The 18,912-nt window shown below is 38.0% G+C and carries 22 protein-coding genes; 13 read left to right on the top strand and 9 right to left on the bottom strand.

What is annotated here, in order from left to right:
- Positions 1-73 precede the first annotated feature (73 nt).
- On the bottom strand, positions 74-1,432 hold the full coding sequence (locus ACYT6F_RS06635) for an acyl-CoA dehydrogenase family protein (protein ID WP_472600444.1): 1,359 nt from the start codon (positions 1,430-1,432) through the stop codon (positions 74-76).
- Between the two features lie 205 nt (positions 1,433-1,637).
- Between ACYT6F_RS06635 and ACYT6F_RS06630 the strand changes: the two genes are divergently transcribed.
- Positions 1,638-2,546, top strand: a complete 909-nt coding sequence (locus ACYT6F_RS06630) for a DUF4349 domain-containing protein (protein WP_472600442.1) — start codon at positions 1,638-1,640, stop codon at positions 2,544-2,546.
- A gap of 184 nt (positions 2,547-2,730) precedes the next feature.
- On the opposite strand, the gene ACYT6F_RS06625 is transcribed toward ACYT6F_RS06630, so the two are convergent.
- Positions 2,731-4,161, bottom strand: a complete 1,431-nt coding sequence (locus tag ACYT6F_RS06625; protein WP_472600441.1) for a glycoside hydrolase family 125 protein — start codon at positions 4,159-4,161, stop codon at positions 2,731-2,733.
- 182 nt (positions 4,162-4,343) lie between these two features.
- Between ACYT6F_RS06625 and pgi the strand changes: the two genes are divergently transcribed.
- The 9 genes from pgi (at position 4,344) to ACYT6F_RS06580 (ending at position 11,750) form a co-directional block, all read left to right on the top strand.
- Positions 4,344-5,984, top strand: a complete 1,641-nt coding sequence (pgi, locus tag ACYT6F_RS06620) for a glucose-6-phosphate isomerase (protein ID WP_472600440.1) — start codon at positions 4,344-4,346, stop codon at positions 5,982-5,984.
- A 42-nt stretch (positions 5,985-6,026) separates the two neighbouring features.
- Positions 6,027-6,245: a hypothetical protein gene (locus ACYT6F_RS06615; RefSeq protein WP_472600439.1), complete on the top strand. Its 219-nt coding sequence runs from the start codon at positions 6,027-6,029 to the stop codon at positions 6,243-6,245.
- Positions 6,235-6,525, top strand: coding sequence for a type II toxin-antitoxin system RelE/ParE family toxin (locus ACYT6F_RS06610; RefSeq protein WP_472600438.1), 291 nt, complete (start codon positions 6,235-6,237; stop codon positions 6,523-6,525). Before ACYT6F_RS06615 ends, ACYT6F_RS06610 begins: the two co-directional genes overlap by 11 nt.
- Positions 6,526-6,557: 32 nt before the next feature.
- Positions 6,558-7,442: a bifunctional 5,10-methylenetetrahydrofolate dehydrogenase/5,10-methenyltetrahydrofolate cyclohydrolase gene (locus ACYT6F_RS06605; RefSeq protein ID WP_472600437.1), complete on the top strand. Its 885-nt coding sequence runs from the start codon at positions 6,558-6,560 to the stop codon at positions 7,440-7,442.
- Between the two features lie 7 nt (positions 7,443-7,449).
- Complete coding sequence (locus ACYT6F_RS06600) at positions 7,450-8,079, top strand: 7-carboxy-7-deazaguanine synthase QueE (protein WP_472600436.1); 630 nt, start codon at positions 7,450-7,452, stop codon at positions 8,077-8,079.
- Positions 8,080-8,120: 41 nt separating this feature from the next.
- A complete protein-coding gene (locus ACYT6F_RS06595) occupies positions 8,121-9,491 on the top strand; it encodes an exopolysaccharide biosynthesis polyprenyl glycosylphosphotransferase (protein ID WP_472600435.1) in 1,371 nt (456 codons plus the stop codon).
- Positions 9,492-9,586: 95 nt separating this feature from the next.
- A complete protein-coding gene (locus tag ACYT6F_RS06590; protein WP_472600434.1) occupies positions 9,587-10,339 on the top strand; it encodes an MlaE family ABC transporter permease in 753 nt (250 codons plus the stop codon).
- Positions 10,340-11,155: an ABC transporter ATP-binding protein gene (locus tag ACYT6F_RS06585; RefSeq protein ID WP_472600433.1), complete on the top strand. Its 816-nt coding sequence runs from the start codon at positions 10,340-10,342 to the stop codon at positions 11,153-11,155.
- A complete protein-coding gene (locus ACYT6F_RS06580) occupies positions 11,139-11,750 on the top strand; it encodes an outer membrane beta-barrel protein (protein ID WP_472600432.1) in 612 nt (203 codons plus the stop codon). The genes ACYT6F_RS06585 and ACYT6F_RS06580 overlap by 17 nt, the downstream gene beginning before the upstream one ends.
- 36 nt (positions 11,751-11,786) lie before the next feature.
- Here the strand turns inward: ACYT6F_RS06580 and ACYT6F_RS06575 are convergent, their stop codons facing one another.
- Both ACYT6F_RS06575 and ACYT6F_RS06570 read right to left on the bottom strand, forming a co-directional pair.
- Complete coding sequence (locus ACYT6F_RS06575; protein WP_169231828.1) at positions 11,787-12,101, bottom strand: hypothetical protein; 315 nt, start codon at positions 12,099-12,101, stop codon at positions 11,787-11,789.
- A 99-nt stretch (positions 12,102-12,200) separates the two neighbouring features.
- Entirely contained in the window at positions 12,201-13,007 is an 807-nt protein-coding gene (locus tag ACYT6F_RS06570; protein WP_472600431.1) for a M48 family metallopeptidase, read from the bottom strand.
- A 105-nt stretch (positions 13,008-13,112) separates the two neighbouring features.
- On the opposite strand from ACYT6F_RS06570, the gene ACYT6F_RS06565 reads away from it, so the two are divergent.
- Positions 13,113-13,658 (top strand): DUF4251 domain-containing protein, encoded by a 546-nt coding sequence (locus tag ACYT6F_RS06565; RefSeq protein ID WP_472600430.1) that lies wholly within the window; start codon positions 13,113-13,115, stop codon positions 13,656-13,658.
- 6 nt (positions 13,659-13,664) lie between these two features.
- Here ACYT6F_RS06565 and meaB read toward each other — a convergent pair whose 3' ends face one another.
- Positions 13,665-14,648 (bottom strand): methylmalonyl Co-A mutase-associated GTPase MeaB, encoded by a 984-nt coding sequence (meaB, locus tag ACYT6F_RS06560; RefSeq protein WP_472600429.1) that lies wholly within the window; start codon positions 14,646-14,648, stop codon positions 13,665-13,667.
- A 387-nt stretch (positions 14,649-15,035) separates the two neighbouring features.
- On the opposite strand from meaB, the gene ACYT6F_RS06555 reads away from it, so the two are divergent.
- A complete protein-coding gene (locus ACYT6F_RS06555) occupies positions 15,036-15,326 on the top strand; it encodes a c-type cytochrome (protein WP_472600428.1) in 291 nt (96 codons plus the stop codon).
- Positions 15,327-15,345: 19 nt separating this feature from the next.
- The gene (locus tag ACYT6F_RS06550) at positions 15,346-15,633 is read left to right on the top strand and encodes a cytochrome C (protein ID WP_472600427.1); all 288 of its coding nucleotides are present in this window, start codon (positions 15,346-15,348) and stop codon (positions 15,631-15,633) included.
- A gap of 45 nt (positions 15,634-15,678) precedes the next feature.
- Here the strand turns inward: ACYT6F_RS06550 and ACYT6F_RS06545 are convergent, their stop codons facing one another.
- The 4 genes from ACYT6F_RS06545 to ACYT6F_RS06530 all read right to left on the bottom strand — a co-directional run bounded on the left by ACYT6F_RS06545 (position 15,679) and on the right by ACYT6F_RS06530 (position 18,876).
- The gene (locus ACYT6F_RS06545) at positions 15,679-16,188 is read right to left on the bottom strand and encodes a tetratricopeptide repeat protein (RefSeq protein WP_472600426.1); all 510 of its coding nucleotides are present in this window, start codon (positions 16,186-16,188) and stop codon (positions 15,679-15,681) included.
- On the bottom strand, positions 16,175-16,873 hold the full coding sequence (gene prfH / locus ACYT6F_RS06540) for a peptide chain release factor H (protein WP_472600425.1): 699 nt from the start codon (positions 16,871-16,873) through the stop codon (positions 16,175-16,177). Before prfH ends, ACYT6F_RS06545 begins: the two co-directional genes overlap by 14 nt.
- A 2-nt stretch (positions 16,874-16,875) precedes the next feature.
- Positions 16,876-17,421 carry a hypothetical protein gene (locus ACYT6F_RS06535; protein WP_472600424.1) on the bottom strand — a complete coding sequence of 182 codons (546 nt, stop codon included), beginning with the start codon at positions 17,419-17,421 and terminating at the stop codon, positions 16,876-16,878.
- Between the two features lie 63 nt (positions 17,422-17,484).
- Positions 17,485-18,876: an RtcB family protein gene (locus ACYT6F_RS06530; protein ID WP_472600423.1), complete on the bottom strand. Its 1,392-nt coding sequence runs from the start codon at positions 18,874-18,876 to the stop codon at positions 17,485-17,487.
- Between the last annotated feature and the right edge of the window lie 36 nt (positions 18,877-18,912).

Below are 18,912 nucleotides of genomic sequence, written 5' to 3'. Positions count from 1 at the left end.
GTGAACTTAGCTCTGCTAGTGAATTTAAAAAATTGACAGGCAAAGCGAATTGACAGTTGGCCATTCACTTCTATTATACAAACGCACTGAAACCGGTAATAGATCTCCCTACGATCAATGAATTGATTTCTTTTGTTCCTTCATAAGAATAAATAGCTTCTGCATCTGCCACAAATCTGGCCACATCATATTCTAGCAGAATACCGTTTCCGCCCATTACTTCCCGTGCCCTCGATACGACATCTCGTGTTCTCATTGTACAGAAGACTTTTGCAAGAGAAGCGTGTTCATCTTTTAAAATTCCTTCATCCTGCATTTCAGAAAGTCTGAAAACCATTGTCTGCATTGCCGTAAGATTAGACAGCATTTCTACCAAATGTCCCTGAATCATCTGAAACGAAGCAATCGGTTTCCCGAACTGTTCTCTCTTCCGGGTATAATCCAAAGCACTTTCATAAGCTCCTCTGGCACAACCTGTCGCCATCCAGGCAACTCCTGCCCTGGTCATCTGCAAAACTTTTGCAGTATCTTTGAATGAATTGGCATTCTGCAGTCGGTTTTCTTCAGTAATCAGACAATCTTTTAAGGTAATTAATCCATTCTGAACGATTCGCAATGCCATTTTTCCTTTAATCTTTTCTACAGAATATCCGGGATTATCTTTTTCAACAATAAATCCTTTTACTTCACCATCATCAAGATCTCTGGCCCAGATAATTATAACATCGGCAAATGTTGCATTTCCGATCCATTTTTTCTGTCCGTTTAAAATCCATCCTTCAGGTGTTTTTTTACAGGTCACGGTTAAACCTCCTGCTGCTCCCGAACCGACTTCAGGTTCCGTTAAGCCAAACGCTCCAATTTTTTCGAATCTCTGCATTTGGGGAAGCCACTTTTGTTTTTGTTCCTCAGAACCGCAGATATAGATCGATCCCATCGAAAGGCCGGATTGTACTCCAAAAAAAGTTGCAATAGAAGCGTCTACTCTCGCCATTTCCATGGCCAGAACACCCTCCATTAAGAAAGGTAATCCCGGACAGCCATATCCTTCATAAGTGACGCCACAAATATTCAGCTTTTGGAATTTTGAAATTAATTCGTGGGGAAACTCATCCCTGAGCCAGTAATGATTTACCAAAGGTTTAACTTCTTTTTCCATAAATGCCCTTACTTTAAGCTGAATCTCCCGCTGCTCCGGACTTAAGGTATGGTAGATATCGTAAAAATCGCCGTCAATTGCAGGAAGTTCTTTTTTCTTTCGGTGGGGATCGAGCATTTTCATCATTCCGTTAAGCTGCTTATCATCCAGCTTGGAGAAATTTTCCATCAGCTTAGGAAGATTTACTTTTTGAGAAATGGCACTCAGCTGATCAAAGTCTATGGATCGGAATAACTCAATTGCATTTCTGATTTTGGAAAAAGTATTTGACATAATTCTTTGTGTGTTTGATTTGTAAAAAGACAAGCAAAAATTAATCCGAAAATGAGGTACCCGAATAGCCGTTATTTTACAAATATTTAATTATCAAATATTTAAAAAGCAATTTCTGTTTACAAATTGTTTACGCCTCATTTCCAACCATTACAAAAGATTCAGCCGGAACTTTGGATTAAGCAAAACATTAAAAATCAATATTATGAAAACAACCTACATCAGATTATCATTGGCAGCCGCGTTATTATTGGGAATATATTCCTGCAAAAAAGGAGAAGTCGCATCGAGCGATCTTGAAGCGTACTCGAATACAGACAGTGCAGCAGAAACGATTTCGGACAGCATCTCTTCCGTTGCTACGATGAAAGTAAAAGATAAGCAATTCATTAAAACTGCCGATGTAAACATGGAAGTGAAAGATGTTTACGAAACAACGGTTTCTATCGAGAAATCGGTACAGGAACTTGGAGGCTTTGTTACACACAGCAACCTGCAAAGTAATGTCGTTTCGGAAAACACGTATAATACGTCAGATGAAAATGCCGTACTCGTTAAGAAATATCAGACAGAAAACAGGATGCAGCTTAGGGTTCCTACTGAACGGCTGGGTGAACTTCTTACACTGATCAATGATAAAAAACTGTTTCTCAATTCAAGGCAGATTAATGCGGAAGATATAACCTCAAGCATCAAATATGCAAAGCTTGAAAGCAAAAGAATTGAAAAGAACAGCAAAAATATTTCCGCACTGAAAGCCGATAAAGATAAAGTAGAGCTCGACAATGAAAATATGGCCGAAGGAAATCAGCAGCAGCTGGCAAATATGGATGTTACTGATAATCTGAAATACAGTACCGTTGACATTTATATCAAAGAACCGAAAATCAGGATCGCTGAAATTGCCATTACCAATACTAAGAGTATTGATGATAAATATAAATTTGATTTTCTGTACAGTGCAAAATCTGCTTTTGTAGAAGGATATTATTTAATTCAGAAAATTTTTGTGGGTTTAATCACGATCTGGCCGATATTATTAATCGGAACTGTAATTCTATATTTTGCAAGAAAACGAAAACCTGTTAAAAAGCAACCGAAAACAGAAGCATAGGCTATCCTAACCTTCGGTTAGCTATATATTTTAAAATTGTACAACGTTTTATTTTGTCGCAAAGGTTTATTAGTTTAATGTTTCCAGAACAAAAATAAAATTGTGGTAAAAAGTAACTTTGCGTTAAAATAAACAAGCTTTGAAGAAAAGAGAAATCTCCAGCCCAAAACTGGAGATTTTATATCTAAAACGTTCTCTTTAAAATTTCAGGTTTAGTTTTATAAAGATGAACAATCAATTCTCCAAAAAGCGTATTGGCCCATGCAAACCAGGATCTTGTGAAATCTTTAGGATTATCAACATCAAAAGACTCATGAATAAAGCCCGTTCCGGCATGAGTTGCTTTCAGCATTTGTAAACAGGAAATAATTTCCTCATCCTTGTCCGTTGTCAGAGCCTGCATAATCAGACCAAGCGGCCAGATTTTATGTTCTCCGATGTGTGGTCCGCCGATTCCTTTGGCAAATTTCCCATCGCTAAACCATGGATTTGCTTTACTTAAAGAAAACTTTCGGGTATTTTTATATATTTCATCTTCTTTCGATCGGTATCCCAGATACGGAATTGACAAGAGATTAGGAACATTCGCATCATCCATAAATAAAGCATTTCCAAAACCGTCGATTTCCAGTGCATAAATTTTACCCGCTTCAGGATGATTCAAAATTGCATATTTCTGAATCGCCTCATCCACTTCTTTAGCTAAATTTTTAAACTGAATGGCAGTATTTTCATCTTTAAAAATTTCAGAAAAAATTTCCGCAGTTTCCCTCAAAGAAACGACGGCAAACATATTGGACGAAATTAAAAAAGGATAAAAAGTCGCATCATCCGAAGGCCGGAACATGGAATGAATCAGTCCCACTTTCTTTGTAGGATTTCCATAACCTCCGGCAAACTGAGTATCCAAAGGATTTCCGTTTGAGCGTTGGAATTTATACGGTCCTTTAGAATCTTTTCGCTGCTGTTCTTTAAAAGTCTGCAAAATCAACAGCATTGCCTTTTTCCAATCTGCATCAAATGCAGAAGAATCACCTGTTGTTTTCCAGTAGTTGTAAGACAATCTCATGACATAACACAAGGAATCAATTTCCCACTTCCGTTCATGAATTCCGGGTTTCATTTGTGTGGAATCATCTTTCCATTCACTTATTTTCGCTGTATCATCAAAAAATGCATTAGCATAAGGATCGAGAAGAACGCATTCGACCTGTTTATTAATAACACCTTTCAGCAGATTTTTCAGCTCTTTATCTTCATTAGCAAGACTTAAATATGGGTAAACCTGTGCCGAAGAATCGCGAAGCCACATCGCATCAATGTCGCCTGTGATTACATATGTGTAAGGTTTATTATTCTTCAGATAAAATTTTACGGTTGTATCTAAAGTATTCGGAAAACAGTTTTCAAACATCCACGCCAGTTCTTTGTCAGCAATTGATTTTTTAACCGTCTTAATGGTTTTTTCAACAGCCTCGGAAGTGAATTTTCTTTGAGAAATTGGGGGTCGTTTAGAAGTATAATCTTCTGCATAAATAAATTTTGCAGAAGCCGGCAAAGCAAAAAAGCCTAACCCTAATGATGATTTTTTAATAAAATTGCGTCTGGTGATCATCAGTTAAATTTGACTTAAAAATACTCATTTTAAACGTAACCTTAACTTGTCAGCTGATTTTTAATCATCCATTAACATCATTGAACTAAAATTCCGTAAATTTGCAAATCAATATTTTTGCATGAGGATTTGGCATTCAAAATCCTGAATCCCAAAATCACAAAACCCTAATTTCTAAACATATGCTATCAAAAATAAATCCTACTCAAACCAATAGCTGGAAAGCATTAGACGAGCAATTTGCCAACAATGATTTTGATTTGAGAAGTCTTTTTCAATATAACCCCAATCGTTTTAATGAATTTTCAATCAAAAGACCTAATTTTTTGTTTGATTATTCTAAAAACCTGATCGATTCCCAAACAAAGAATCTCCTTTTAAATCTTGCAGAAGAATGCGAGTTAAAAGATGCGATAACCAAGATGTTTTCGGGAGACAAGATCAACGAAACAGAGGGAAGAGCCGTTCTGCATACTGCTCTGAGAGATTTTTCAAGTAAGGAAATTTTAGTCGACGGGGAAAATATCAAACCTCAGATCAGAAGAGTTCTGGATCATATGAAATCTTTTTCCGAAAGCATTATTTCAGGTGACCATAAAGGATTTAGCGGTAAAGAAATTACAGATGTGGTAAACATCGGAATCGGAGGTTCAGATTTGGGACCTGTGATGGTGGTTTCGGCTTTAAAACATTTTAAAACAAGGTTAAACGTTCATTTTGTTTCTAATGTAGACGGAAATCATATTGCAGAAGTTGTAAAAAACCTGAATCCTGAAACAACGTTATTCATCATTGCTTCTAAAACATTTACTACTCAGGAAACAATGACAAATGCCCATTCGGCAAAAGACTGGTTTTTAAAGGCAGGAAAACAGGAAGATGTAGCGAAACACTTTGTAGCTTTATCTACTAATGTTCAAGCTGTTAAAGACTTCGGAATTGCGGAAGAAAACATCTTCGAATTCTGGGACTGGGTTGGCGGAAGATACTCTTTATGGAGTGCCATCGGCTTAAGTATTGTTCTTGCCGTGGGCTACGAAAACTTTGAGCAACTGCTGAAAGGAGCTTACGATACAGACCAACACTTCCAGACAGCAGATTTCGCAGAAAATATTCCTGTCTTAATGGGTCTTTTAGGAATATGGTACCGTAATTTTTATGCTGCAACAACATATGCTATTCTTCCGTATTCTCAGTATTTAGACCGTTTTCCGGCGTATTTCCAGCAGGGAGATATGGAAAGTAACGGAAAATGTGTAGACAGAAACGGCGAATTTGTAGAGTATGAGACAGGACCGATTATCTGGGGAGAACCGGGAACCAACGGACAGCATGCTTTTTATCAGTTGATTCATCAGGGAACAGAGCTGATTCCTGCAGACTTTATTGCATATGCAAAAAGCCCAAACAAAGTTTCTGATCATCAGGATAAATTATTAGCCAATTTCTTCGCTCAGACTGAAGCACTTGCCTTCGGAAAAACGGAAGAAGAAGTAGAAGCAGAACTAAAAGCTTCAGGAAAATCTGATGAAGAAATTGATTTCCTTTTAAATTATAAAGTTTTCCACGGAAATACGCCAACCAACTCCATCATATTCAACGAATTAACTCCTTTTTCATTAGGACAGTTAATTGCTCTGTACGAACATAAAATTTTCGTTCAGGGTGTTATCTGGAATATTTTCAGTTTCGACCAGTTCGGGGTTGAATTGGGGAAAGTTTTAGCGAATAAAATATTACCGGAACTTGAAAGTAATGAGACTGTCAGTGCTCATGATTCTTCAACCAACGGACTGATTAATTATTATAAGGCAAACAAATAAATTGTTGCTGATTTTCATTAATTTTGATTAAAAATAAAACAAATGAGTACCATTACCATACATCTTAAAAATAAGGAAGAAGAAACTTTAATGGAAAATCTTTTGAAAAAAATGAAGATCAGCTTTGAAAAAAATGAGGATGATTTTGAATTGACGGATGAAATGAAAAGAGTGATTGATGAAAGAAAAGCTAAAAATCATAAAGAATTCACCCCGGCTAGAGAATTTTTAAAAAAATTGAAAAACGATCATGGCATTTGAGATTTTTCAGTATCCTGAAGCAGATGAGGATATTTTGGAGGCTATAAATTATTATAAAAAGATTTCTAATTCTGTAGCATCCAACTTCGAAAAGCAACTTTCAAAAGCATATGATCAATTGCAAAGAAATCCTTTTTTCCAGGTTCGATACGACGATGTCAGAGTTCTTCCTCTTAAAAAGTTCCCTTACATAATTTTATTTCACATTGATGAAATTAAAAAATGTGTTTATGTAATTTCCGTTTTCTGCACTCATCAGAATCCGGAAAAATATCCTTAAAAATCTAATAATAAAAAGTAATAAAAGTAAAAATGGCAGAAATTCTTGACGGACTAAAAATATCCAAAGAAATAAAACAGGAAATAAAGGCTGAAGTTGAAAAAATTGTTGCCGGGAAAAGACGTGCACCTCATTTGGTGGCTATTCTTGTAGGAAACAATGGAGCGAGTAAAGCTTATGTCAATTCAAAAGTAAAAGACTGTGAAGAAGTTGGCTTTCAATCAAGCCTTATAAAATTTCCAAGCACTGTTTCAGAATCTGAGTTATTGGAAAAAATTGATGAATTAAATAAATCAAAAGCCGTTGACGGATTTATCGTTCAGCTGCCTTTACCGGATCAGATCGATCAGGAAAAAATCATCAACGCGATCGATCCAAGAAAAGATGTAGATGGCTTCCACCCGGAAAACTTCGGGAAAATGGCTTTGGAAATGGATACGTTCTTGCCTGCGACACCATTCGGAATCCTTACATTACTGGAAAGATATAATATTGAAACGAAAGGTAAAGACTGCGTAATCATCGGAAGAAGTAAGATCGTCGGAAGACCGATGAGTATCCTGATGGGAAGAAAAGATTTCCCTGGAAATTCTACCGTTACTTTAACGCACTCTTACACAAAAGATATTGAAGAATATACAAAGAAAGCTGACATCGTAATCACGGCATTGGGCGATCCCCACTTCCTGAAAGGAGATATGATCAAAGAAGGTGCAGTGATCGTTGACGTAGGAATTACAAGAGTAGACAACGATTCTCCAAAAGGATATTATCTGGCAGGCGACGTTGATTTCGACAGTTGTGCCGCGAAAGCCAGCTGGATCACGCCAGTTCCGGGAGGAGTGGGACCTATGACAAGAGCAATGTTGATGAAAAACACCATCATTGCTTATAAAACTTCGGTCTATAACGACTAATTTAAAAATGGATTTAGTAGAAGATATATTATTAAAAGAAGGTAAAATGCTCCCTGTAATGGAGCATTTTTACACTCTTCAGGGGGAAGGGGCATACACCGGGAAAGCCGCTTATTTTATAAGATTGGGAGGCTGTGATGTCGGGTGCCATTGGTGTGATGTAAAAGAGAGTTGGGACCCGAATTTACATCCGCTGATGAGCGCAGAGGAAATCGCGGAAACCGCAGCTCAACACTGTAAGACAATTGTTTTAACGGGAGGAGAGCCGTTAATGTGGAATCTTGATGTTTTAACAGGGAAACTGAAAGAATTAGGCTGCTCCATCCATATTGAAACGTCCGGCGCGTATCCGCTGAGCGGACAGATCGACTGGATCACCTTATCTCCCAAAAAAACAGGGTTGCCAAAAGAGGAAATCTATCAGAAAGCACATGAGCTGAAAGTGATCGTGTTTAATAATAACGACTTTAAATTTGCCCAGGAACAGGCAGCAAAAGTTTCTGAAAACTGCACATTATACCTTCAGAGCGAATGGAGCAAAAGGGATGAAATGTATCCTAAAATCACAGACTTCATTCTGCAGCATCCGGAATGGAGAGCTTCGGTACAGACCCATAAGTATCTTAATATTCCGTAAAAATATGTAAATTAGCGTTCCGTATCCGTTAATCCCGATAGATGCAGAGAATACGATATTCCAGATATGTGAAATCGATCATTGTTTTGCTTGACCTTATGGTTATTGCATCTATTTTCATATTCTTTTTTTTAACAAGGAATGAGGGTCTGAAATACAATAAGGAAACCTGGTATCAGAATTTATTTTCCCTGATGTTATTATTTTTGTTCTGGATGCTGCTGAGTGGCAGAACAAGAATCTATAATATTCCGAGAAACCTTACCTACACTTTGTTTCTGGAAAGAATCCTGATACATTTTTTATTATTCATTCTCGGGGTTCTGCTGATCGGAAAAGTGAGCTATAATGTCTTTTTTAATTCAGATATTTACTGGCTCTCCTTTTATCTTTTCTTTTTTATCTTTTTAGTAAGGTCACTGATTTTTTTCGGAATTAAATATGCCCGAAGTCTGGGGATCAATCACCGGAACGTTATGTTTATCCATGAAAACAGCTCCACAGACGTCTTAAAAAATATATTGAAGGAGAGAAGAGATTATGGATATAAGATTTTCGAATATCAAAATAGCGAAATAAACACAGATAAACTGATAGAATTCTGGAAAAAAAACGGAATTCATACTCTTTTTATTCCTTTGGAAAATTCTTATACTCCTAATACAGAAGAGGAAATTTTTAAACTGGCAGAAGCCAATAAAGTGCACATTTCGCTTATCCCTAATATCGCACAAAGCGATTTTTTCCTTTATGATATGGGATATATACAGACACAGCCGGTTCTTAATCAGGCGAAATATCCGCTGGAGTTTTACTCCAATTATTTACTGAAAAGAATTTTTGATATCACATTTTCTATTATAGTAATCATCGGTATATGTTCGTGGCTGTTCCCACTTATTGCTGTTTTAATTAAAATAACTTCAAAGGGACCCGTATTTTTTATCCAGGAGAGGTATGGCTTTCATGAAGAGGTTTTTAAATGCATCAAATTCCGTACGATGGTTGTTAATGATGAATCTTCAACAAAAACAACGCAGGAAAATGATGTAAGGATTACTCCTTTCGGGAAGTTTTTAAGGAAAACCAGCCTTGATGAAATGCCGCAGTTCTTGAATGTTCTAAAAGGCGACATGTCTATTGTGGGACCGAGGCCTCATATGCTTGCGGTAGATAATTATTACAAACCGAAAATAGGACGCTACAGTCTCAGGAGCATGGTAACGCCGGGAATCACGGGACTCGCCCAGGTTAACGGACTGCGCGGTGACGCAGGAGATGTAGAGGTAGAAATGAACAAAAGAGTTTTAGCAGATTCTTTTTACGTGAGAAACTGGAGCTTCATGCTGGATCTGGTCATCATTCTGAAAACAGTTTTGCTGGTAATTGGCGGAGATAAAAATGCAAAATAAAGATTTTGGTCTACATTATGATATACTGAATACTGATAGAGCCTGGTCTTGCCTCATTCTATAATTAATAAATAAAAAAAGTCTAATTTAGCAGAATGTTAAAAAAGTTTTTTACAGCAGTCGGAGAATATATCATCCTTCTCGGTAAATCGATGCAGAAGCCACAGAAAATGAAAGTATTCTGGAAACTTCTCATGAGAGAAATAAACGATCTGGGCGTTAATTCATTTGGTCTTGTCATCTTTACTTCCATATTCGTGGGAGCGGTTGTGGCTATACAGATGTTCAATAATTTTGATTCTTCATCGTTCCCTATTCCCCCCTCATTTGTAGGATATGCTACTAAAGCGGTTCTCGTTCTGGAATTTTCGCCAACCATCATAAGTCTTATTCTTGCCGGTAAAGTAGGCTCTTATATTGCCTCCAGTATCGGAACCATGAGGGTTTCCGAACAGATCGACGCACTGGATATTATGGGGGTTAATTCTCCCAACTTTCTTATTTTTCCTAAGATTGTGGCCTGCGTCATTTTCAATCCGCTGTTGATTGCCATAAGCATTGTTTTTGGTATTGGCGGAGGCTATATTGCCGGTCTTCTTACCGGAAACTGGACGACTAATGATTATATCGTGGGAATCCAGATGTATATGCCGAATCTGTTTATTTATTATGCATTCACAAAAACAATTGTTTTTGCTTTCATTATAGCAACAGTCCCTTCATATTTCGGATATAATGTAAAAGGAGGATCTTTGGAAGTCGGTAGAGCAAGTACACAGGCCGTAGTTTGGACAATGGTATTCATTATCCTTTCAGAATTACTATTAACCCAATTAATCTTAAGCTAAATGATTGAGGTAAAAGATCTTAAAAAAAGTTTTGATGAAGTTGAAGTACTTAAAGGGATTTCAACCACTTTCGATAAAGGGAAGGTAAACCTTATCATTGGGCAAAGCGGATCCGGAAAAACGGTATTCCTTAAAAGTCTGCTGAATGTTTATCAACCCACTTCAGGAGAAATACTTTTTGACGGTAAAGACATCAACGTTATGTCAAGAGAAGAAAAACAGCAGCTTCGCTCCGAGATCGGAACGGTTTTCCAGGGGAGTGCATTGTTTGACTCTTTGACGGTGGAAGAAAACATCATGTTTCCGCTGGATATGTTTACCAATTTAACGTTTCGGGAAAAGAAAAGAAGGGTTTTTGAGGTTATCGGGAGAGTACATCTTGATAAAGCCAATAAAAAATTCCCTTCCGAAATCTCCGGAGGTATGCAGAAGCGTGTAGCAATTGCAAGAGCGATTGTGAATAATCCGAAATATCTTTTCTGTGACGAACCGAATTCCGGACTTGATCCGTATACTTCTAATGTGATTGATGATCTTTTACTCGAAATTACGCAGGAATACAACACCACGACCATCATCAATACCCACGACATGAATTCTGTAATGACGATTGGCGAGAAAATTGTATATCTGAGATTAGGAATCAAAGAATGGGAAGGCAATAAGGACATTCTGATTACGGCAGGCAATAAAAACCTCATCGATTTCGTATATTCATCGGAATTATTTAAAGAGCTGAGAGAATATTTGCTTGAAAACAACAAAACTATTGATAATACGATTACAAAAATAGAAGACAATGAAAAAGATTCTTAGTACGGCATTTATAGGATTTTCCCTATTTGCTTCTGCACAGATTTCTCTGGCAGGTAAGGCGAATTTAATATTCCCTACAGGATCACCTTCGTGGCAGAATATTAAAGGCACGGTAAACCAAGCCATTGAAGGCGAAGGTAAAAACAATGCTGGCTTCAATGTAGGTCTTTCTTTAAAAGTGGGATTACCTACCTCATTTTTCCTGATGCCCGAATTGTACTATACCAACTTTAAAAATGAATTTACAACAGCTAATACAACCTTTGATATTAAAAGCAGCAGAGTAGATCTGCCTGTTCTTTTAGGATATAATATCTTAGGAAACACGCTGGGCGTTTTTGTTGGTCCGGTAGCGAGCTACAATTTGGCTAAAGAAGATACATTTAACGATTTCAAAGAAAATGCGAGAGATAATTTTACCGTAGGCTATCAGTTTGGTGCCCAGGTCGAAATCTCTAAATTAATTCTTAATGCGAGATACGAAGGAGCTTTCAGCAAAGATTCCAGAAACTTTGTTAACAGAGTGTCGGGGGAAGAGATACGATACGACAACAGACCTAACCTTTTCATGGTAGGTGTTGGCTATAAATTTTAAAAATGAATAATTAAAAATAGAAGAATCCTCAGTTCGTCAGATCTGAGGATTTTGATTTCTGAGATCCAGTTCGGCTTCGCGTCTGGCAATTTCGGCAGCTCTTTTTTCAAGATCTTCTTTTTCCTGTTGCAGCTGTTTGAATTCCCGTCTTTTCTGTTCAGCTTTTATAGCACTTCCTTTGCTTACATAGCCTACCATTCCTCCAATAATAAGTCCGATGCCGATACCTCCCAAAATACCCATAATATGAGGCATTCCCAAGTCATTAAGAGTAAAATTATTAGCTGTGAGATAAAATAAAAGTATTGATAAAGCTAAAAGAATAAGTCCTGTAATTGTTAAATTCTTCATGGTGTTGTGCTTAAATAGTTTAAAAATTAAAAATGGCCTTACCAAATTAATAAAAATTCAATAAGGCCTACTCAAGATTAAATTTCTTTTTGTAATAATTTACATTTTCCCTCCTGCAGCTCTGTAATATTCCAAAGCTTTTGGTAAGTTTTTATTAATGTCTGAAATTCGGGTTTCAGGATTCGGGTGGGTAGATAAGAATTCCGGCTGCCTGGCTCCTTTTGAAGCCGCTTCCATTCTTTCCCAAAAAGGAATCGCCTCTCTTGGATCGTAACCTGCCATTCCCATGATATACAGTCCCATCTGATCTGCCTCGGATTCCTGGTTTCTTCCGTATTTCAGTAAAGCTACCTGTGAACCGATAGGATATACTGCTTCAAAAACATTGGCCCACTGCGCATTAGAGATGCTTCCTCCTAAAATGGCACCGCCATATTGAGCAACCATAGCCTGGGAAATTCTTTCATTGCCATGACCTGCCAGGGCATGTGAAACTTCATGACCCATTACTACTGCCAATCCGTTTTCCGTTTTCGTAACCGGCAAAATCCCTGTATAAACGGCAACTTTTCCACCAGGCATACACCATGCGTTAAGCTCATTGCTTTGGATAAGGTTAAACTCCCATTTATAGTTAGCCAGGTCTCCTGAACGTCCAATAGACTGATAATATCTTTCTGCTGCAGATTTTATTCTCGATCCTACATTTACTACTTTTTTCGCATCTGCTGTTCCTGTTATTACTTTGGATTTTCCTAATGTTGATCTGTACTCCTGAGCAGACATTGTCAGGATTTCTGAATTATTGGCCAGCTGCAACGAAGACCTTCCCGTAATCGGGTTAGTGGTACACGCTGCAACGGTAAGAGCCACTGCTCCTATTCCTAATAAATTTATAAATTTCATAGTTCGAGTGTTATTAGTTCAACCTTTACAATTTTTATTCCAAATTAATTTCAGGGATCATATATTTGCATACAATTTGCTATTTACGTAAATATATTAATTATTATGAAAAAGTTCATCTCTATTATATGCATGCTTGGATTTGTGTTTTTCTTTGAAAACTGTTCTTCTCAGAGCAATATGGATCCCCAAGCCGTAACCGCTTTAGTAAATTCTCAGGATTTTTCCTTTCATGCACAAAGAGCTAACCCAACCAATTATGATGTTATTAATGTTATGACTTCAATGCCCAATGCAACAGGGACAAGAATTCTTGATCTTACGGGAGGAAATTACAGCATTGATATCAGACCCAATAATCTGGAAGTGGCGCTGCCTTATTTTGGAAGAGTTTTCAATCCTACATATGGAAATCCTTCAGGTAACAGCTACAGATTCACTTCAAAAGATTTTACGGTAAATAAAAGCCAGAATAAAAAAGGAACCTGGATTGTAAGGATTAAACCCAATGATGTAAGAACAGTTGACGAAATTATCATTGAAGTTTCAAAGTCCGGAAAAGCATTTACCTCTATAAGAAGCAATGACAGACAGCCTATTTCGTATGACGGATATATTACCAAAAATGAGGAACAGAAAGTTCAGCCTTAAAAGGTTTTAATCTGCAGATAAAAATTTTTCTACAAATAATTTTGCTTCGGTACTTGGATTGGAAACCAGTGCAGAAGCATTTTTTTTATGCTGAAGATAAGCTTCTTCCAAAGAATTGCTTTTTTTCATTGCCGATAAAATGTATTCCTGAACCCAGTATTCATACCGTTTTTCTGCCTGTTGTCTTCTTACTTCTTCAAATCGGTGGGTTTTCTTTTTAAGATTTACAAATTCGTGTATTTTCTGGAAAACCTCATCAAGCCCTTCATTGCTCAGGGCAGAACCAAACAGAACCGGAACTTTCCAGCCTTTTTCTTTTGGAGGAATAAAATCCAGCGCCCGCTTCAGTTCGAGTCTGGTGTTTTTGGCTTTTTGAAGATTATCTTTATCTACTTTATTGATAAAAATGAGATCGACCATTTCCATGATTCCTCTTTTGATCCCCTGAAGCTCATCTCCGCCGCCAATTATTTTTAAAAAGAGAAAAACATCCGTAATATCGGCAACCAACACTTCGGACTGCCCTACTCCAACGGTTTCGATAAGAATATAATCGTAACCTGCCGCTTCGCAGATCATCATGGTTTCAAAAGTAGTATTGGCAACTCCTCCCAGAAATCCTGAACTTGGAGAAGGCCGTATAAACGCATTTTCCTCCTTTGCAAGTTCTTCCATCCTGGTTTTATCACCCAGAATACTTCCTTTATTGATGGCCGAGCTGGGATCAATAGCCAGAACCGCTACTTTTTTCCCGTTGGCAATAGCCAGTCTCCCGAAATTTTCGATAAAGGTTGATTTTCCTGCGCCTGGAACTCCGGTTACGCCTACTCTGACTGAGTTTCCGGTAAAGGGCATGAGCTCTTTCAGCAATTCTTCCGCCTGCCGGCGATGTTCTTCTTTTTTACTTTCCACTAAAGTAATGGCTTTTGCAATCAGGCGTTTGTTCCCTGACCGTATTCCTTCCATTAACTCTGGTGTAGAAAATTTCATTGATTCAAAAATAGACAAATAAAAGTCAATGGTCAAGAGGATTGGCTTATTTAAATACGATTTCATTTAATTTATTATGATAAACTTATGGATACTTTGCCTACTTATGTTTAGCTGCTAAAAAACAGAAATGACGTATTGATGTTTTAATTTTTAATGAAGGACCTATACCCTAGCCCAGATCGAACGGCATGTCTGAGCTCTTTTGTTATTTCGGGGGTTGCGGCGGCAAAGCCGCCGCAACCCAAGAAATAACAAAAAGCGAGTAGTGAGAGCTGGAAAAAGCTCCTAAAAAATGCTTTATTTGTATTTCTTCTAAATTAAATCAACGTTTAACTGATGAAAACGGAAATTCCTACATTTGTTTTTATTGAAATAATTGACAACATGAAAAAAATCATTGCTGTAGCATCTTTTACAGCCGTTTTATTGGCTTCTTGTACACCAAAAGCAACTACTGCAGCCACTCCTGCAGTCACTGTTTCTACAGCCGAACAAATCGCACAGGGAAAAACCATTTTTGAAAACGCCTGCGGAAGATGCCATAAGCTTCCGGATCCTACGTCGCGAACATCTGTACAATGGGTAGGCATCATGAATTCTATGGCGCCGAAAGCCAAGCTTACTGATGAACAGCACCAATGGGTATACGATTATATCGTTTCCGTGAAAAAATAATCACCACAAAAATATTATTATGAAAAAACTGATAGTAAGCACGATAGGCTTTTCTGCATTGCTGGTATCGTGTGGACCAAAAAGCACTGCGGTAACAGGGCCTACGTATAGTTCATCCGGGCAACTGGCGCAGGGAAAGACCATTTTTGAAAATTCCTGCAACAAATGCCACGCTCTTCCTAATCCGGAAAAGCACGACGACCAGGGATGGCTGAAGACCCTGAGCAGAATGGCACCGAAAGCTAAACTGAACGACGAGCAGCATCAAATGGTGTATGACTATCTGATTTCCGTCAATAAAAAATAAACCGGAAATAGCATTCAGATTTTATTCATAACAAATAAAGGAGACTTATTTCGTCTCCTTTTTTGTTTTCTTTTTCTTCGGCATTTTGGATTTAATGAATTTCTTACGGTTTTTCACCACATCCATACTGTATTTTGTAAAGCAGTACTTTGCGGTTTCATCTAAAAATTTCAGCGCATTTACAAAACTTCCGCGTTTTTCGGAAAGTAAAGACCTGTAAAACCACAAGGTTGCTTTATCAATTCCCTTGATTTTCAAAGAATAATCAATCAGTTTTTCAGCTTCGTGATAATCTTCGTTATCAATAAGACAGCTGATGTAATATTGGGGGACATTCAGGTTCGTAACATCACACTGCATAGCTTCTTCAAAGTACAGCTTTGCCTTTTCATAATCGGATAACATCTCACTGTAAATTCTTCCCATGAGACAAAGACTGTCTGCGTCTTCCGGATCATAGGACAGAGCATAATTGAGTGCTTCCAGACAGTCCGGCAGATTGTAAGGATAATTATCCAGTGCCTCGAAGTAATATTTATTTTTAGTTAAGGTCATTGTTATAATTTTTTAATTCATTTTTCAGTTGGCCTCTCTGTTTCTTGAAAGATTTTTCCTGATAATTCTTTTTAAAATCCGTTCCTGAAAATGTACGGATGGGATTTCCCCTTTGTACCTGCAAATGATTGCTCCAGGTTTCCTGCATTCTTTTTTGAAGCTGAATGATATTCTGCTCCAGTACTTTCTCTTTGAGTCTTACAATGGAAAGCTTCTTATTTTCCAGCTGCGAACGGGAATCCTGCACGAAAACACTGTGGCCGGTCGGAAGGTATGTGGCCCGAACTGCCGTGTTTACCTTATTTACATTTTGTCCGCCGCTTCCCTGGCTTCTTGCTGTCTGAAAACGAATATCCTTTTCATTGAAGCTGATTTTCGCATGGTCTTCCAGTTCAAAAATTCCTATGAACCAGTTGCTTCTTTTATGCAGCTTCCGGAAGGTACTCTTCCCGATCCAGCAAATACTTCCGAGCCAGCTTTTTAAGAATTCGTTTACACTTTTTGATTTTAAAAGAATGGTTACGGATTTAAGGGTCAGGTTTTCGTCACCGTTTTCACGATGAATGATTGCATAGTCTATATTGCTATTTTTTGCCTCTTCCAGGAAGACCTTCAGCACTTTTGCAACGACCCATTGGCATTCCAAAGGTCCTTTCCCGGAGGTTATTTGTATGAGTTTTTCCATTATTATTTCGGTATTTCACTTAATTTCGGATGACCGACAGGATCAATTCCTTTTTCCAATAAATTTTTTGTCGCCATAACGGCCCAGCATTTATCACTGGAATGAATGTTTCTGTAAAATGAAAGCAAAAGATCCGGTTTAACGATGGTAAATCCATTTGCTTCAACAGTTTCAAGATCGTTTCTTTCAAAAAAATCTATGGTTATTCTGTGAAACTTTCCGTTTGCCATTTCTACCGTTTTTTCATACCTGCGGAAGTTTTCCTGACTTGGCAGATGATCGTATCTGGTCCAGACTTTCCGGAAATTTTCCTGCTGAAGAATCATCACCGCTTCGGCAACATTTTCTTTCTTTACAAAAACATCGATATCCTTGTGGTCATGAGCGTGCTTGTATTCCGTATGTCCGACTTCAGACATAAAATGCCACGCCCATCCTCCTGAAATAATGACTTTATTTTTTAATTTTTCTAAAATTTCAAGTCCGCTTTGAATTCTGAATTCCGGCCAGACTTCACCGTATCTTTTTATATTATGTGGTGCTCCCATTTTGTTTGCTTTTACTACTAATAAACCTTCAAGATTTTTAACCCCTGAAGGTTTATTTTTAAACTATTTATCCATCCTTACAATCCGCGGCTGAAAAGTGCCAAGAATATCAACCAGCTCCTGTTGCGCATTCATTACTTCATGAATGTCTTTATATGCCATCGGTGCTTCTTCTGCATTTCCACCCATTAAGGTGACGTTTTTCAGCTTTAATTCTTTTCTGATGTCATTCTGGGTAAAAAGGCTCCTGCATGCTCCTCTGGAATGTTCTCTTCCCGCTCCGTGAGATGCCGAGTTCAAAGAATCCGGATTCCCTTTTCCGCGAACGATAAAACCTTTTGCCGTCATGGAGCCAGGAATCATTCCCAACTCATTTTCATTGGCCGGGGTAGCTCCTTTTCTGTGAACAATCACTTCTTTTCCGTCATGGATTTCTTTCCATGCGAAATTATGATGGTTTTCAATTCTGGCTTTTACTCTTCCTCCGACAGCTCTCACCAGTCTTCTGTGAATGTCGTCGTGACATGCTGAAGCATAGTCGCCTGCAAGATTCATTGCAGTCCAATATTCTAACCCGAGATGGGTGTTGAGATCCAGCCATGCAAACTGTTGTGCTTCTTTGGGCAAGGGACACTGCTCTACCGCTACTCTCGAATAGTATTGAGCGATTTCTGCTCCCAGTCCGCGGGAACCACTGTGCGAGAGAATTCCCAGATATTTTCCTTTCGGAAGCCCGATCTGTACGTCTTCTTCCGTAATTTCTACTTCTCCGAATTCTACGAAGTGGTTTCCGCCGCCGGAAGTCCCCATCTGTTTGATAGCTTTTCCTTTCAGTCTTTTTAAAATAGGGATCATATCAAACGTATCTCTGTCGAAAATTTCGTGATCAACGTGAGATTTATGGGTTTCATACATCCCGAACTTCGTATGCTCGGCAAGCGCTTTTTCGTATTTGTCTTTTGCGCCGTCAAGGTATGAAACGGGCGTATCCAAAATGCTCAGGCTCATCCTGCAGCCGATATCCATGCCTACTCCGTAGGGAATGACTGCATTTTCTACAGCGAGTACTCCACCGATCGGAAGTCCGTAACCGCTGTGCGCATCTGGCATTAAAGCTCCCTGTACCGAAATCGGAAGTTTCAGAGCTGTAAACAGCTGGTTTTTTGCCTCATCTGAGATATTGTCTCCGAAAATATGAAACTCAGCACGGTTTGTATTAAGCATTCTTTTTTCGGTTTTCTTGGATGAAAGCAGGGCTTCTGCAATTTGTCCGAAGGTTAAATCTTTTTCGAAGTGTTCCGGATTTTGCAGAATTTCTTTTAAAAGAGATTTCACATGATGTATGTTCTTTGTTGCAAAATTTCTTTTCATGACTTCCAAAGCAATATTAATACTCTGATTGTTTGGGTAGCCTATTTTTAATATATCTTTTCCTTTAAGTTTTAAATTTCCCATTATATAGATTTTAGATAATAGATTCGAGATGACAGA

The sequence above is a fragment of the Chryseobacterium sp. NG-CE01 genome (assembly GCF_055695505.1).
The sequence above is the reverse complement of the archived record's forward strand: the minus strand, read 5'-3'. Positions and strand labels throughout refer to the sequence as shown.